The organism is Hymenobacter sp. IS2118 (genome assembly GCF_000715495.1).
Lineage (GTDB): Bacteria > Bacteroidota > Bacteroidia > Cytophagales > Hymenobacteraceae > Hymenobacter.
In genome coordinates, this window is sequence record NZ_JNLX01000072.1 from 21372 (window position 1) to 33842 (window position 12471).

Below are 12471 nucleotides of genomic sequence, written 5' to 3' on the forward strand. Positions count from 1 at the left end.
TTGCAACAGTTAGCTATTAAAAGGGCAGAAAGCTTTCAGCTTTCTGCCCTTTTAATAGCGTTAATTCCCCATTATTCAGTCCTTTCTACTCAAAGATTTAAGTTGGATAAATTATTAGAATTTGCAGTAAAATATTGGCGTAAAAGAACAGGGCTCTTTGTTAGCGCAGTATTATGCATAGCAGTTTATTTCACATCGGTGAAATTATTTGTCGATGACATAAAAATTCAGGAAACCTACGTCTTTCATGCACCATTCTTAGTAGCTATATTATTAATTCTATTCATAGCATGGGTCAGTACGTCCCGGCGAAAGCATATTGCGTCAGGTGAAAAGGTATTTAAGATTGGGCTTTCGTTCCTATCAGATGAAGCAATTAATGACCCCAAAATATGGTCTATTATAAATCCTATACTTAAGGATATAGACAGGTCTAAGAATCTGGATTTTTTAAAAATAATTCCTTTGGATGAAAACAGATTCAGAAACAGAGAGGATGTAGGAAAATATATTGCTAGTAATTTATTCGATATAAAAAACGTTTTATGGCTGCAAGTAGAGAGTGGCCAAATAGATAGTAATGACAAAGTGCTTATTAAGCGTGGAACCTTCGTGTGTGAACGGCCTTATGATGGAGTAATATTCCATGGGACACGAATTGACATCAGAAAGGAAGTTCTCATAAGAACGGTCAACAAGAGTTGGGGGTATCTCGAAAAAGAATCTTTGATAGAAAAACGGAGACTCAAAGAGAATCTAAAAGATATTATACTTTACTATGCAGGAATAAACCTTTTGTGCTTAGGCCAATTTGAAGAGAGCCTCAAGACACTTAAGGTTCTGTACCATAGTGACGGACAGCCTAAAATTGTTGAAGCAAAGGAAACTCAAGATGTGTCCTTGCAAAATGCGTTAGCTGAAAGGTTGGGTGAGATTTTGGCTAAATTATATACACAGGTATCACACGATTACCATAATTCAAATCAGAATGAGAAAGCATTCAAATTTTTATTGGAGGCCGAAGCGGTAATACAAGACAACGGGGCAAATTATTGGAATTTTGTTCAGTTAGCAAGATTGTATTATGAGGCAGGTGACCTAAATAAGGCAACATTGTATACTGATAAAATGGAGGCATCAAAAGGATTTACTAATGAGGTAGCATTAAACAGAGGGTTTTTTTCTGTCATCAAAGGCGATTCGGCCGAGCTTATCAAAAATTATAAGCGTTTGCGTCCAAATAAGTCGCGAATAAATGGTGTAGACGTGTTGGCGTTTTTGAACAGAGAATCTAGCAAATTCCCACAACACGCCGCTTTGTTTAAGTATGCGATGGGATTCATAAAAATGAATTACGTAACTTATAGTGAGGGTAGGAAAGAGCTTGGAAAGCTAATTTCAGAAATTAGAACTAATCCTGACTACAGTAAAATAACAGCTCATTGTCAGCTAATAATGGCAAAACGGTGAATCTAATACATAGCATAGTATCATCCAGCCGCTGCCGCCCCCGGTCGCGGCGGGTGGGCGTTTGGGGCCGGGGGGCCGCATTAGGCCCAGTTGTATGTTACAGTCGCTGGGGTAGCGTGTCGCTGCCAGCCCAAAGCCAAAAGGAGTTGGTTCAACGTTCCGCGTTGGACGACATCCTGCTTAAAACAAGTCAGCGCTTCGTTGAACGCATGACGGGCTTCTGCTTCGGTGTCACCGTAGGAGGATAATTCCAGCGCCGGGCAGTAAGCAACGTATTGGCCGCTGTCATCAAGCACCAGTTGGGTTTCTACCTGTAAATCTGTGATGGTCCCGTGTTGGTCAGTTGTGAGAATCTCCATAGGCTAAAGGTAATGAGAGGCGTATGGTAGTATCACCAAGCCGCCTTCGCCCCCGGTCGCGGCGGGTGGGCGTTTAGGGGCCGTGGGGCGGGGTGGCGCTTGCGTATCTTTAGCCACCTGGAAACGGCTGCTTCATCGGCTCATCCGCGCATCACCATCGACCCGAATAGCTAGCCATGGGCAGCCCACTGTGCGCGGGCTGCGCTACCCGGTGCAAAACGTGCTCGAATACCTGGCGTCCGGCATGAGCGAAGCCGAAATCCTGGCCGACTATGCGGATTTGGAGGCCGAGGACCTCCGCGCCTGCCAGGCCTACGCGGCGCAACCTAGCCAGTAGTTTTGCCGAATGACACTACACGACAAGGACCTGTCCGTGGCTCCGAATAAGGTGCAGGACTACCTGCTGAATCCTGACCATCCCATTGGCGGGGCCAAAGCCCGGTTCTTTATGAGTATTGGGTATTCACGGGAACATTACGAGCAGTTGATTGCGGATTTAATGGCACATGGTCACAATGCGGTTGTGACGGAGGAAAAACAATCGCCCTACGGAGTTAAATTTGTTGTAGACGGGCCCATGCTGGCTCCCAATGGCCGGGAATACCCCATTCGCACAGTTTGGATGGAACAAATGCCCGGCATACTCGTCTTATTAATCACCGCTCACTTACTTGACCGCTAATGAAAACCTTCGCTGAATTAGACGTTGTCCAGCTGCAGAAAGCGCATCCGGAATGCGGCTTGGCTACTGGTGCCAAGGGTACCGTCGTGATGGTGCACGCGCAAGGTGAGGCCTATGAGGTAGAGTTTTTGTTGCCCAACGGTTCTACGCAGGCCGTCCTGACACTGCCTGCCGCGGAAGTAGCTGTACCATCCCAGCACTCGATGCGGCACGCCGCCTAACGTAAAAAGCCAAACCGTCTAAACAACACCCGCCACGCCTCTGCTTCTTCGGAAGCACGCGCACCAGGGCGGGTTTTTTGTTGCCGTGACCTAAGCTTCTCTCAGCCGCCTTCGCCCCCGGTCGCGGCGGGTGGGACCAGGCACGTTGATGAAGCGGGCAACTCCGCGAAAGGAATCTACCTGAAGTTGCAGCTGGTGCCACTCCAGAGGCTGGTGATTTTGGCCGTTTGGCCGGGGCCATCCAGGATGCCGTACAGGCCGGAAGTGGTGGAAAACTCCTGCCCCAGCGTCGATTCAGCAACCTTCACGGCGTAGGCCCCTTCCAGCTCGGTCCGGGTGGACCCGATGCCGACCCCGGCCATGGTGGTTGGTTTGGGCGTGGCACCGCTGGCGGCTCCCGCGTACCAGCCCACAAATTGCCATTGCAGGGCAGTGCCGGCCTTTTTCTCCTGAAATACCAGGGTCAGCCCGTTGCTCCACGAAGCCATTTTCAGGGGGCCGGCCCCGCATTCGCTGTTGATTCCGACGCTCCTGGGCTCGGCTTGCAATACCTTGCTTATTATCCCAATCAATTGCTCCTGGGCCATGCCAAAGGGTATTTCCCGGGTGGTGCCCGATGGCTGGCTCACCAGCTGCAGCGCATTCGAGGTCAGGGCGAGCAGCTGCGGGCGGGCCGAACTGCTGGCCGGGGCTGCGACCCGGGGCGTCGGCTGCGCCGGGACTGGCGCGGGCGCTTCTGTTGCCGGATTTTGTGCGGCGTCCGGGCTATGCTGGCAGCCAACGAAAAGAGAAGCGAGCAGGAGCGAGCGCATGAGTTGTTTCATCGTAGTAGCTTATACTGCTTTCGCTTGGCGCAAGGTTGTGGGCCTCCAGCAGCGGCGAGTTGGCATTCGGAGCGGTGCGCCGGCTAGGGAGGAGTCTGTACCTTGGCGGTGGCGGCTACCTACGCAAAAGCTATGCAGCAACAGTTACGAGCGCACCTGGAGCAAATAGTGCCGCTGACCGACGCGGAATTCGCCCGGGTGCTGGCGCAGTTCACCAGCCGGCAGCTGCGCAAGCACGAATTTCTGATTCGGGAAGGAGAGCTGGTTCGGGAGATATTCTTCGTGGTAAGCGGCTTGCTGCAGCTGGTGCATACCGACGCGGCAGGCTGCGCCCACGTCGTATCGTTTGCGCTCGAAGACTGGTGGGAGGGTGACTTTGCCGCTTACCTGGCCCAAACGCCGGCCACGCTCGCGCTGCAATGCCTGGAAGCCACGGCCGTGTGGTGCCTGCCGCTGGCGGGCTACGACTACCTCTGCCGCCACCTGCCCATGATGACGCGGTTTTTCCTGGTGAAATTTTCGCGGGGCGGAATAGCCGCGCAGCAGCGCATCCTCTCGCTGCTGGCCCTGCCGGCCCTGCCGGCCCTGCCGGCCCGCGAGCGCTACGAGCTGCTGCTGCGCCAGTACCCCACGCTGCCGCAGCGGGTGTCCAAAACCCTGCTGGCCGCCTACCTGGGCCTCTCGCGCGAAACCCTGAGCCGGTTGGCCGAGCCAAGGCGAAACGCCCCGAAATAGTGCGCTAAGTCACGGGAAGCAACCGCGTCCGGTCAGGACCTTTGCCCCGGAAACTCACCCGCTGCTGCGGCCCCAGTTGGTCGGCCGCGCGCAGCCCTATTTCTTAGCAATGGAAAAACGTATCATCAACCCCTGGCAGTGGCAGGCGCAAAGTGCCTATCAGCAGGCCGTAGAAGTGCAGCAAGCGTCGGCCACGCTCTACTGCGCCGGGCAGGCCGCCATCGACGCCGAAGGCAACCCCAGTACCGGCGACATGCGGGCCCAGCTCCGGCAAGTGCTCGGCAACGTGGAGCAGGTCGTGACCGCTGCCGGCTATCAGTGCCGCGACATCGTGCACCTGCGCGTATACACCACCGATACCGCTGCGCTGTTTGGCGAAGAAGGCTGCTTCGACGTTTTCACCAGCTGGGTAACCCGGCACGGCATTCAGGCAGCTGCCACAATGGTAGAAGTCAGCTTCCTGGCCTTCGAAGGGCTGAAAGTAGAAGTGGAAGCCACCGCTGTGCGCTAGAGCGGCGGCTGGCCCGCGCTACTCCTTCATCACGCGCTGGGTTTGCTGGAAGCCCTTGCCGCGCAGCTTCAGCAAATAGATGCCCGGCGGCAGGTGGGCGGTGTAGCCGTCGAGCCCGGCCTGGAGCAGGGCGGGCGGGCCTTGCAGCATCAGCAGCCGGGCACCCTGGGGCAGCGAAACGTCCAGGCTGATGCGCTCGGCACTGGCCGGCACCGCCAGGCTGAATGCCACCGGGCCCGCCGCGCCGCTGGGGTACGCAAACAGGCGCGTGGCGCCCCGCGCCGGAGCCGCGTTCTGGATGCCCCCAAAATTCACCCCAATCAGCACCGGGTCGTGGTCGGAGCTGCGGAAGGGCGTGCTGCTGTCGGTGGCCTCGCCGGCCTGGTCATACTCCAGCATGGCGGGCTCGGCCGCGTTAATATGCCACTTCTGCACGTCTACGAAGCCCACCAGGTTGGGCGTCACCACGGCGTGGTCGAGTGAGCCGGTGAGGCCCCGGTATACGTAGGAGCCGCTGGTGGGCGGCGCGGCGGGCACCAGCCCGGCGGCCCGCATAATGTCGAGCGGGTCTTCCTCGCAGTTGGCGTTGTAGTCGCCGGCGCTCACTACCCGCGCGGCCCCGGCCGGTATCACGGTTTGGTTGATGAAGGCCACCAGCGCCGTGGCCTGGGTTTTGCGGCGCGCGTTGGAGCCGCCCTGCCCGTCTTTCTGGTCGGCATCGGCCCCGCTGCCGCTGCCCTTGCTCTTGAAGTGGTTCACCACGAAGCCCAACGTATCGGTCCGGCCCCGACGCTGACTGATAAATACCTGCGCCAGGGGCGGGCGCTCAAACACCCCCGTCACGGTGGCAATCAGGGCCGGGCCCAGCGGCGTCACCGCCGCCGGCTTGTAGATAATGGCGTTGCGAATCTGGTCGGTGTTGTTGAGCTGCTTCGCGTCGTCGCCGTCGTTCACCAGCGCGTAGGTGTTGGCGCCCAACACCTGGTTCAGGCCGTTCAGCAGGTCCTGAATGGCCGAATTGGCGCCGTTGCCATCGTTCTCGATTTCGGTGAGGCCCACCACGTCGGCATTCATCTGGCTGAGCGCGGCAATAATTTTGCTGCGCTGGCGGGCGAAATCGGCTGGGGTTTTGGCCCCGCGCGCGGTCGGAAAGCCGCCGCCCGCACCGTCGCCATTAAAATAGTTGAGCACGTTGAAGCTGGCCAGCTTCAGGCTGAGTGGCCCAAACGTGGGCGGGGCCAGCGGGCGTGGGCTGCGCACAAAGGGCGCCTGGGTGCCGGCCAGCGGCTGCAGGCGCCACTTGCTAAAGCCGTAGCCCAGAATGCCGCGCAGGTTGCTCACGGTGCTGCCCACGCGCACGGTGCCGGTTTGGGGGTCGAGGTAGGGCGTGGGCGTGGGGTTGTTGGCCGAGCTGCCGTCGTCGAGAATCAGGCTGCGGTCGTCGTTGGCGTCCTGGTAGGCATTCACGGCGGCCAGGTTGCGGGTGCCGGCGCTGCTGGTGCCGGTGGCCGGGTCGTCGTTGGGGTCGATGAGCTGCGTGGGCTGGTAGGTGAGGCCCTGGGCCGAAACGGTGAGCTCGCCGCGCTGCTTGAGGCTGTAGTTGTCGGTGACCATGAGCGGCGCCGCAAACTGCACCAGCATGCCTTCGTAGCGCTCCAGGTCCCGCGCCGAAAACGCGGCATTCTGGAGCAGCACAAACGCCGGCAGCGCTTGGCCGCTGGCCAGCACGGTTACCTGCGGGTCGAGCAGCACGGCTTGGGTGAAAGAGGGCGCGGCGCCATCTTCCCGCACCGCGCCGGTGAGGCGGACCCGGTCGCCCACGGCCACGGTCGGGTCGGGCTGTACCACGAAAAGGGCATCTGAGGTGGCGGGGTTGCCATCGGCGGCAGCCGTTTCGTCCTGCACGTAAAAGCCGGCCGGCTTCAAGCCCTTATACACGCCCGTTACCACGGCTTCAATGGTGTAGGTGCCGGCTTTGGCCTCAGTGCCAGTGCCTTGAATGGAGCCAATGGACTGGGCGTCGGCTTGGGTCACGCCCAGCAAAAAACCGGCAAAAAGAACAAGCGAAAAGCGCATCGGAAAAGCTACAGGATGAGAATAAGGGCGTAAATATATCGGCCATAAAATTCATCGCCCTCAATTCCTCGTTTGCGCCGCTGCCGCGTCAGCCCGCAAAACGGCCTTGCGATGTGCGCGGTGAGCGGTTAGGGCTGGCCCTAACGGCTCACCAGTCCGAACCGCTCACCGCGCACATCGAAAATGACGGTGTGCCCGACGAAAGGCTCGTTGCCCAGCATGCCGCCCATGCCGGAAAAGCGCATCATCAGGCTTTGCGCGAGGCTCGTACCTTCAATGTAGGTCACGGTGCGCAGCGGCAGGGCCAAGGTCCCCAGCTGCAGCGCCGCCGTGGTGGCCACCGTGTGCGAAGTCAGGGTTTTGCCCCAGGAATTGACGCCTACCGTGTGCGTGGGAGCGCCGGGCTGGGCCAGGGTCTGCCAGCTGGCCTGGCTGGTGAGCAGGGTGAATGCGCTGGCGCCGGAATCGAAAAGCAATTCCTTTTCTTCGCCCTGCAAACCCAGGCGCAGCAGCACGCGACGGTTGGGGAAGGTCAGCGGCACGAAGGTGGCCCGGCGCGCCAGGCTGTCGGGCGCCTCGGCCAGCAGGCTGAAGCGGCGGCGGGCGTAGTCGAGTACCAGGGCGCGGTCGGCCAGCACATCGGCTCCCAGCGTGCCGATGACGAAGGGCGCGGTGCTGTCGGCGGGCAGCTGGGCCTCACCCAGGGGCAGCACCCGCAGCCAGTGCGCCCGCACCTGCCCCTGCCCCAGCGCAAAGCTCACGTTGCGCACGGTATCGAGGCGGGGCGCGCCGGCAAAGGACAGGGCGGGGTAGCGGGCCTGAAGCGCGGCCAGGGAGTTGGCATAAAGTACCGAGTAGGGGGCGCCCGTGTCGAACTGTAGGTAGCAGGTGCGGGCGCAGCCGGGCAGTTGCACCGGCACCAGCAGCGCCGCGTGCGGCATGGCCCGGCCCTGACTCGTATCGGCCCGCCACACAAACTGGCAGGAGGCTGGCAGCCCCGCTACCACCAGCTGATTGGGTGGCGGCAGGAACCGCTGGCGCATGTAGAAATAGCCGCCGATGCCGCCGGCCACGAGCAGGGCCAGCACCGAAAAAAGGATTTTGAACAGGGGCCTCATGGGAGGGGAGGGGGTTGGTTTGGTATGCTCCAAAAGTATCCCGCCTCCACCCCGAAGCCCGGCGTCATTTTACCGTCATTTTGCCGCCACTTGAATCAAGTAACTGATTAGCAGGGTATTTATTTGGCATGGTTTCCTGATAAACACAAAGCCGGCGGTCGTGCTGAGCTTGTCGAAGCATCTCTACCGCTTCGTTGAGTCAATTAGATTAGTTGCGCGGTAGAGATGCTTCGACAAGCTCAGCATGACCTCTCCTTTTTTGTTTCTGCTCATTCGGGCCCAAGTCTTTTGCCTACAATCGGTAGCGGTACACGTCGAGCCGGCCCCGGCGTAGCTCCCGCTGGTAGTACACCACCGTGAGCACATTGGCCACGTACGTGAGCACCAGCACGCCCAGGAATACGCCCGGCAGTACCACTTGATAGCGGCGGGCCACCACTTGAGCACCCACCGCCAGCAGGAAGGCGAAAAAGCTGGCCACCTGCCATAGCAACTGAAAGCCCAGCACCCGGCGGCCCAGCGCGGCCACGTGCGCCGTGCGGTAGCGCCGGGCGCGCCACAGCAGCCACGGCACCACCAAATTGAGGAAGGGCAGCACCAGAAAGCTGAGGGCGCTCAGGTTGAGGAGCTGCAGAAACTCCGGGTCGTCGCGTAGGGTAGGGGCCGGGACTGGCGGCAGAACTGGCAGCTCCGGCCCGGTTGGTGGGGCCTCGTGGCGTAGGTCCTCCAGCGAAACCTGCAGGGCTGCGGCCAGGGCCTGCACGGTGTGGCCGCGCGGCACGGTTTCGCCCTGCTCCACCCGCTGAATGGTGCGCAGGCTCACGCCCGATTGTTCGGCAAGGACTTCCTGAGACATCCCCTTGCTTTTGCGCAGGGCCAAAATGCGGGCGGCAGAAAACATAAACCAGCAGCGGGGAAACCCCTCGCCATTTAAATTGCTTCAAAGGTAGAAGCAGCTGGCGCGGCTTCCAACGCGCCCCGGCAAGGTGCTCGGGCCGTAGCTAGCGGCACCCGTTCGCCGGCTCTCCAACTCCAACTTGCCGTATACCCAACCCATGATTCCGCTCATAACTCACACGCCTCGCCTGCTGGTATTGGCCGCCAGCCGGGCCCTGCTCACTGCCGAGCTGCACAAGCCGCAATATTTTCCCGTGCTACTGGGCGCGGCCTTGCCCGCCGACTGGCCGCCCGGCCAGTACGACCGCGCGGCCATGACCCACTCGCTGGAGCAGCTCACGGCCGGTGGGCGCACCGCTGCCGGCTGGTATGCCTGGTACGCCCTACGTAAAGTGGAAGGCGACACGCCGCGCACCCTCATCGGGGCCGGCGGCTTTATGGGCCCGCCCGATGCGGCCGGCATGGCTGAAATTGGGTTTGCCATTGCCGCCGATTGGCGCGGCCAGGGGCTGGCTACCGAGCTGGTAGCCGGGCTGGTGCAGCAGGCCGCTGCCACCGGTATGGTGCTACAACTGGTGGCCCACACCGATGCCGACAACCTGGCCGCGCAGCATGTGCTGGCTGGCAACGGGTTTGAGCCAGAGGGCATCACCCCCGATGGCCGCCTGCGCTTCGAGCGCGCGGTGGTGCCGGCGGCCGATGCGACGTTGGGAGCAGCCAGCGCGTAGGAGGCGTAGCGGCCCGGCCCCAGCTGCCGCCCCGGAAAGCGGAATTGCGCGGTGGCCGCAGCCACGCGGGCAGGTGCGACGTAGAAGGCGAAAACACTATTTCCTTCCACTCAACCACTCCTTGCCATGCACCGTCTCTTGTTTCTCTTGCTGCTGGTTTCGGCGGTCCTCACGGGGTCCGTGGCTGCGCAATCCGGCGGCGATGGGCTGCCGCCCCGGCCAAATCCCTTCAAATTTGTGAACGACCAGGCCGGTCTTATGGAGCCGGCCGACGCCAAAAAGCTGGAAAGCGGCCTGCGGCGCTATGCCGATAACACCGGCACCCAGATAGTGGTGGTAACCGTGCCCACCCTCGGCGGGCGCAGCGTGGCCGACTACGGCCGGGCCCTGGGCACGGCCTGGGGCGTGGGCCAGCGCGATAAAAACAACGGTGTGGTGGTGCTGCTCAGCGGCCAGGAGCGGCAGGTAACCATTCAGCCCGGCAGCGGGCTGGCTGCCACCATTACCCCGGCCGTAACCAGCCGCGTCATCGCCGAAATGACTCCCGGCTTCAAGCAGGGCAACTATTTCGCGGGGCTGCGCACCGGCCTCAACACCCTCATGGCCACGGCTAACCCCGACTCGGCCCCGGCGGCGGCCCGGTCGGCTACCCCTTCTTCTACCGACGCGCTGGGGGCCGCCGCGGGCACTGATGCTGCCCGTACTGGCCTGTCGGAAACTGCTGAAACGCCGGTTGGCAGTGCTCCCTACGACCCCATGCGGTCGGCTCCTGTCGAGCCCGAATCGCCGGGGCTGGGCATGGGGACGCTGCTGCTCGGGGCGCTGGCGGTGGGTGGCGTACTGTGGTTTTTGGTGCGCATGTTCCGGCGCCGCAGTGCCGCCCCGGCTTCAGCCAACCCGGCGGGTTCATTCAATAGCGGACCGGCCAATACTACCCCCGACTTTCTGGCTAACCGGCCCAACGGCCCCGCAGGCGGTGCTGGCCAGGGCAACTACGGCCGCGGCAACAACAACAACAGCTCAAACCAGAGCGGTGGCATGGGCATGGGCGGCATTCTGGCCACCGGCGCGGCGGCGGCGGCGGGCGCTTACATCGGCAACCGCATGGCCTCGGGCCCGGACACGAGCGGCAACAGCCTGGGTAACGAAGGCCAAGCCGGTAGCCTGGGCGCTGGCACGGCGGCCGGCCTTGGCGGGGCTGCCCTGGGTGGCGCGGGCACGGGTGCCGCCAACGACTATTTCGCGTCGCGCGACGGTGGGGGGAGCGAGAATTCCGCCCCCGATTATTTCTCTGCGGAAGACACAACCGACAACTCGGGCGACTACTTCTCGGCCGATGACAACTCTTCCTACGACGACCCCAATTCGGGCGATTCCGGCGGGGGCGGCTTCGATGGCGACGACAACAACAGCGGCTCCTGGTAGGTTGTCGGCGATGCAATAAGGTGAAGGGCTGCGGTGCAAAATGCGTCGGAGCCCTTTTCTTTGTCCGGCCGGCGCTGGTGCCGTCTCCCGCATTTTTAACGTTCCCGCCAGGATGCCCAATCATTATGTCAAGTAGCAATGCCGCCGGAATGGAGCTGCAAGCCGTGCCGGTGCTGGAAACCAGCCGCCTGCTCATGCGCGGCTACCACGTTGCCGATTTCGCCGACTACGCAGCTATGGGGCAGGACCCCAATTTTTACCGCTACCTTAGCCCCGGCCCCATGCCCACCGAGGACTCGTGGAGCACAATGTTGCGCAGCATTGGGCATTGGACGCTGATGGGCTACGGCTTTTGGGCCATTGAGGAAAAAGCCAGTGGCCGCTTCATCGGGGCCATCGGGTACGTGAACCGCAAGCGCAACATCGAGCCGCCGATTGGCGACACGCCGGAAATTGGCTGGGTGCTGGCGCCTGCCGTGCACGGGCAGGGCTACGCCACCGAGGCGGTAGCGGCGGCCATTGCCTGGGGCGACGCGCACTTCGGCCACGCCCGCACCATGTGCATCATTCACCCCGACAACCAGCCGTCGCTGCGGTTGGCCCAGAAATTCGGCTACCGCGAATACGCCCGCACCACCTACCACGGCGGGCCCATCGTGATGCTGGAACGCGCCGGCCGGGAATAGTTACTTGGTTCACCAATAGCTTTCGCCAACTGCTTATGTCTACCCGTTTTGACAGTGTGATTTTCGACCTCGACGGCACCCTCTGGGATGCGTCGGCAGCCATAACCCTGGCCTTTCAGACGGCCAGAAACAGCGTTGACTACATCGATAATGACGTGACCCTGGCCCAGGTGCAGGCCGTGACCGGCCAGCCCTACGAAGTGGTGTACGAACGGCTGTTTCCCAACCTGCCCGCTGCCAGACGCGACGAGTACCGCGCCCTGTGCGCCGCGCAGGAGCTGAAAGCCGCTCAAGACCCCGGCGGCACCCTCTACCCCGGCCTGGAAACCACCCTGGCTTACCTGCGCAACCGCGGCTACCGGTTGTTCATTGTCAGTAATTGCCAATTGGGTTACGTGGAGGCGTTTTTTGAGAACAGCCAACTGGCTTCGTACTTCGAAGGCCACCAGTGCTTTGGTACCAAAAAGCTGCCCAAGTCCGAGAATATTCGCGAGGTAGTGGCGCAGTTTGGTCTGCAAGCGCCCGTGTACGTGGGCGACACTCCCGGCGACCTGGCCGCCAGCCGGGCCGCGGGCGTCCCCTTCATTTTTGCCACCTACGGCTTTGGCCAGCTCAAGGCGGCCGAAGCGCCGGTGCGTATCGCCCAGCTCAGCGACTTGCAGGCTATGCTGTGAGCGAAGACCCGTTTGTTGTCAGTTGTCAGTGTTAACGAACAACAAACAACTGAAAAATAACAACT

The 12471-nt window shown here is 60.8% G+C and carries 15 protein-coding genes; 10 read left to right on the forward strand and 5 right to left on the reverse strand.

Features of this window, described 5'->3' with window-relative positions:
- A complete protein-coding gene (locus tag GM79_RS05955; protein WP_152559861.1) occupies positions 1–1470 on the forward strand; it encodes a tetratricopeptide repeat protein in 1470 nt (489 codons plus the stop codon).
- 80 nt (positions 1471–1550) lie between these two features.
- Here GM79_RS05955 and GM79_RS05960 read toward each other — a convergent pair whose 3' ends face one another.
- Complete coding sequence (locus tag GM79_RS05960) at positions 1551–1829, reverse strand: type II toxin-antitoxin system HicB family antitoxin (protein ID WP_035560734.1); 279 nt, start codon at positions 1827–1829, stop codon at positions 1551–1553.
- A 190-nt stretch (positions 1830–2019) separates the two neighbouring features.
- On the opposite strand from GM79_RS05960, the gene GM79_RS05965 reads away from it, so the two are divergent.
- From GM79_RS05965 to GM79_RS05975, 3 genes are read left to right on the forward strand one after another with little or no spacing between them, the layout of a single operon-like run.
- Positions 2020–2166, forward strand: coding sequence for a DUF433 domain-containing protein (locus GM79_RS05965; protein WP_081867585.1), 147 nt, complete (start codon positions 2020–2022; stop codon positions 2164–2166).
- 9 nt (positions 2167–2175) lie between these two features.
- Positions 2176–2511, forward strand: a complete 336-nt coding sequence (locus GM79_RS05970; protein ID WP_051718573.1) for a DUF6883 domain-containing protein — start codon at positions 2176–2178, stop codon at positions 2509–2511.
- Positions 2511–2732, forward strand: coding sequence for a DUF4926 domain-containing protein (locus GM79_RS05975; RefSeq protein WP_035560737.1), 222 nt, complete (start codon positions 2511–2513; stop codon positions 2730–2732). The genes GM79_RS05970 and GM79_RS05975 overlap by 1 nt, the downstream gene beginning before the upstream one ends.
- A 176-nt stretch (positions 2733–2908) precedes the next feature.
- On the opposite strand, the gene GM79_RS05980 is transcribed toward GM79_RS05975, so the two are convergent.
- On the reverse strand, positions 2909–3544 hold the full coding sequence (locus GM79_RS05980; RefSeq protein ID WP_152559862.1) for a hypothetical protein: 636 nt from the start codon (positions 3542–3544) through the stop codon (positions 2909–2911).
- A gap of 144 nt (positions 3545–3688) precedes the next feature.
- On the opposite strand from GM79_RS05980, the gene GM79_RS05985 reads away from it, so the two are divergent.
- Positions 3689–4291 (forward strand): Crp/Fnr family transcriptional regulator, encoded by a 603-nt coding sequence (locus GM79_RS05985; protein ID WP_035560742.1) that lies wholly within the window; start codon positions 3689–3691, stop codon positions 4289–4291.
- A gap of 109 nt (positions 4292–4400) precedes the next feature.
- On the forward strand, positions 4401–4802 hold the full coding sequence (locus GM79_RS05990) for a RidA family protein (RefSeq protein WP_035560745.1): 402 nt from the start codon (positions 4401–4403) through the stop codon (positions 4800–4802).
- A gap of 18 nt (positions 4803–4820) precedes the next feature.
- Here GM79_RS05990 and GM79_RS05995 read toward each other — a convergent pair whose 3' ends face one another.
- From GM79_RS05995 to GM79_RS22785, 3 genes are all read right to left on the reverse strand, one after another.
- Positions 4821–6878, reverse strand: a complete 2058-nt coding sequence (locus GM79_RS05995) for an ExeM/NucH family extracellular endonuclease (RefSeq protein ID WP_051718574.1) — start codon at positions 6876–6878, stop codon at positions 4821–4823.
- Between the two features lie 140 nt (positions 6879–7018).
- Positions 7019–7996 carry a hypothetical protein gene (locus GM79_RS06000; RefSeq protein ID WP_035560748.1) on the reverse strand — a complete coding sequence of 326 codons (978 nt, stop codon included), beginning with the start codon at positions 7994–7996 and terminating at the stop codon, positions 7019–7021.
- A 292-nt stretch (positions 7997–8288) separates the two neighbouring features.
- Entirely contained in the window at positions 8289–8897 is a 609-nt protein-coding gene (locus tag GM79_RS22785) for a helix-turn-helix domain-containing protein (RefSeq protein WP_051718575.1), read from the reverse strand.
- Positions 8898–9051: 154 nt separating this feature from the next.
- Here GM79_RS22785 and GM79_RS06010 point away from each other — a divergent pair, with 154 nt between their 5' ends.
- The 4 genes from GM79_RS06010 to GM79_RS06025 all read left to right on the forward strand — a co-directional run bounded on the left by GM79_RS06010 (position 9052) and on the right by GM79_RS06025 (position 12406).
- Positions 9052–9621, forward strand: coding sequence for a GNAT family N-acetyltransferase (locus tag GM79_RS06010; RefSeq protein ID WP_051718576.1), 570 nt, complete (start codon positions 9052–9054; stop codon positions 9619–9621).
- Between the two features lie 126 nt (positions 9622–9747).
- Positions 9748–11046, forward strand: coding sequence for a TPM domain-containing protein (locus GM79_RS22790; protein WP_051718577.1), 1299 nt, complete (start codon positions 9748–9750; stop codon positions 11044–11046).
- 125 nt (positions 11047–11171) lie between these two features.
- On the forward strand, positions 11172–11732 hold the full coding sequence (locus GM79_RS06020; RefSeq protein ID WP_235183928.1) for a GNAT family N-acetyltransferase: 561 nt from the start codon (positions 11172–11174) through the stop codon (positions 11730–11732).
- A gap of 35 nt (positions 11733–11767) precedes the next feature.
- Entirely contained in the window at positions 11768–12406 is a 639-nt protein-coding gene (locus tag GM79_RS06025) for an HAD family hydrolase (protein ID WP_035560753.1), read from the forward strand.
- Positions 12407–12471: the final 65 nt, after the last annotated feature.

Coding starts and splice junctions, on each gene's coding strand:
- GM79_RS06020 (WP_235183928.1), top strand. CDS start 11,172: ATGTCAAGTAGCAATGCCGCCGGAATGGAGCTGCAAGCCGTGCCGGTG.
- GM79_RS05960 (WP_035560734.1), bottom strand. CDS start 1,829: ATGGAGATTCTCACAACTGACCAACACGGGACCATCACAGATTTACAG.
- GM79_RS05990 (WP_035560745.1), top strand. CDS start 4,401: ATGGAAAAACGTATCATCAACCCCTGGCAGTGGCAGGCGCAAAGTGCC.
- GM79_RS06010 (WP_051718576.1), top strand. CDS start 9,052: ATGATTCCGCTCATAACTCACACGCCTCGCCTGCTGGTATTGGCCGCC.
- GM79_RS06025 (WP_035560753.1), top strand. CDS start 11,768: ATGTCTACCCGTTTTGACAGTGTGATTTTCGACCTCGACGGCACCCTC.
- GM79_RS06000 (WP_035560748.1), bottom strand. CDS start 7,996: ATGAGGCCCCTGTTCAAAATCCTTTTTTCGGTGCTGGCCCTGCTCGTG.
- GM79_RS05995 (WP_051718574.1), bottom strand. CDS start 6,878: ATGCGCTTTTCGCTTGTTCTTTTTGCCGGTTTTTTGCTGGGCGTGACC.
- GM79_RS05970 (WP_051718573.1), top strand. CDS start 2,176: ATGACACTACACGACAAGGACCTGTCCGTGGCTCCGAATAAGGTGCAG.
- GM79_RS22785 (WP_051718575.1), bottom strand. CDS start 8,897: ATGTTTTCTGCCGCCCGCATTTTGGCCCTGCGCAAAAGCAAGGGGATG.
- GM79_RS22790 (WP_051718577.1), top strand. CDS start 9,748: ATGCACCGTCTCTTGTTTCTCTTGCTGCTGGTTTCGGCGGTCCTCACG.
- GM79_RS05975 (WP_035560737.1), top strand. CDS start 2,511: ATGAAAACCTTCGCTGAATTAGACGTTGTCCAGCTGCAGAAAGCGCAT.
- GM79_RS05985 (WP_035560742.1), top strand. CDS start 3,689: ATGCAGCAACAGTTACGAGCGCACCTGGAGCAAATAGTGCCGCTGACC.
- GM79_RS05980 (WP_152559862.1), bottom strand. CDS start 3,544: ATGCGCTCGCTCCTGCTCGCTTCTCTTTTCGTTGGCTGCCAGCATAGC.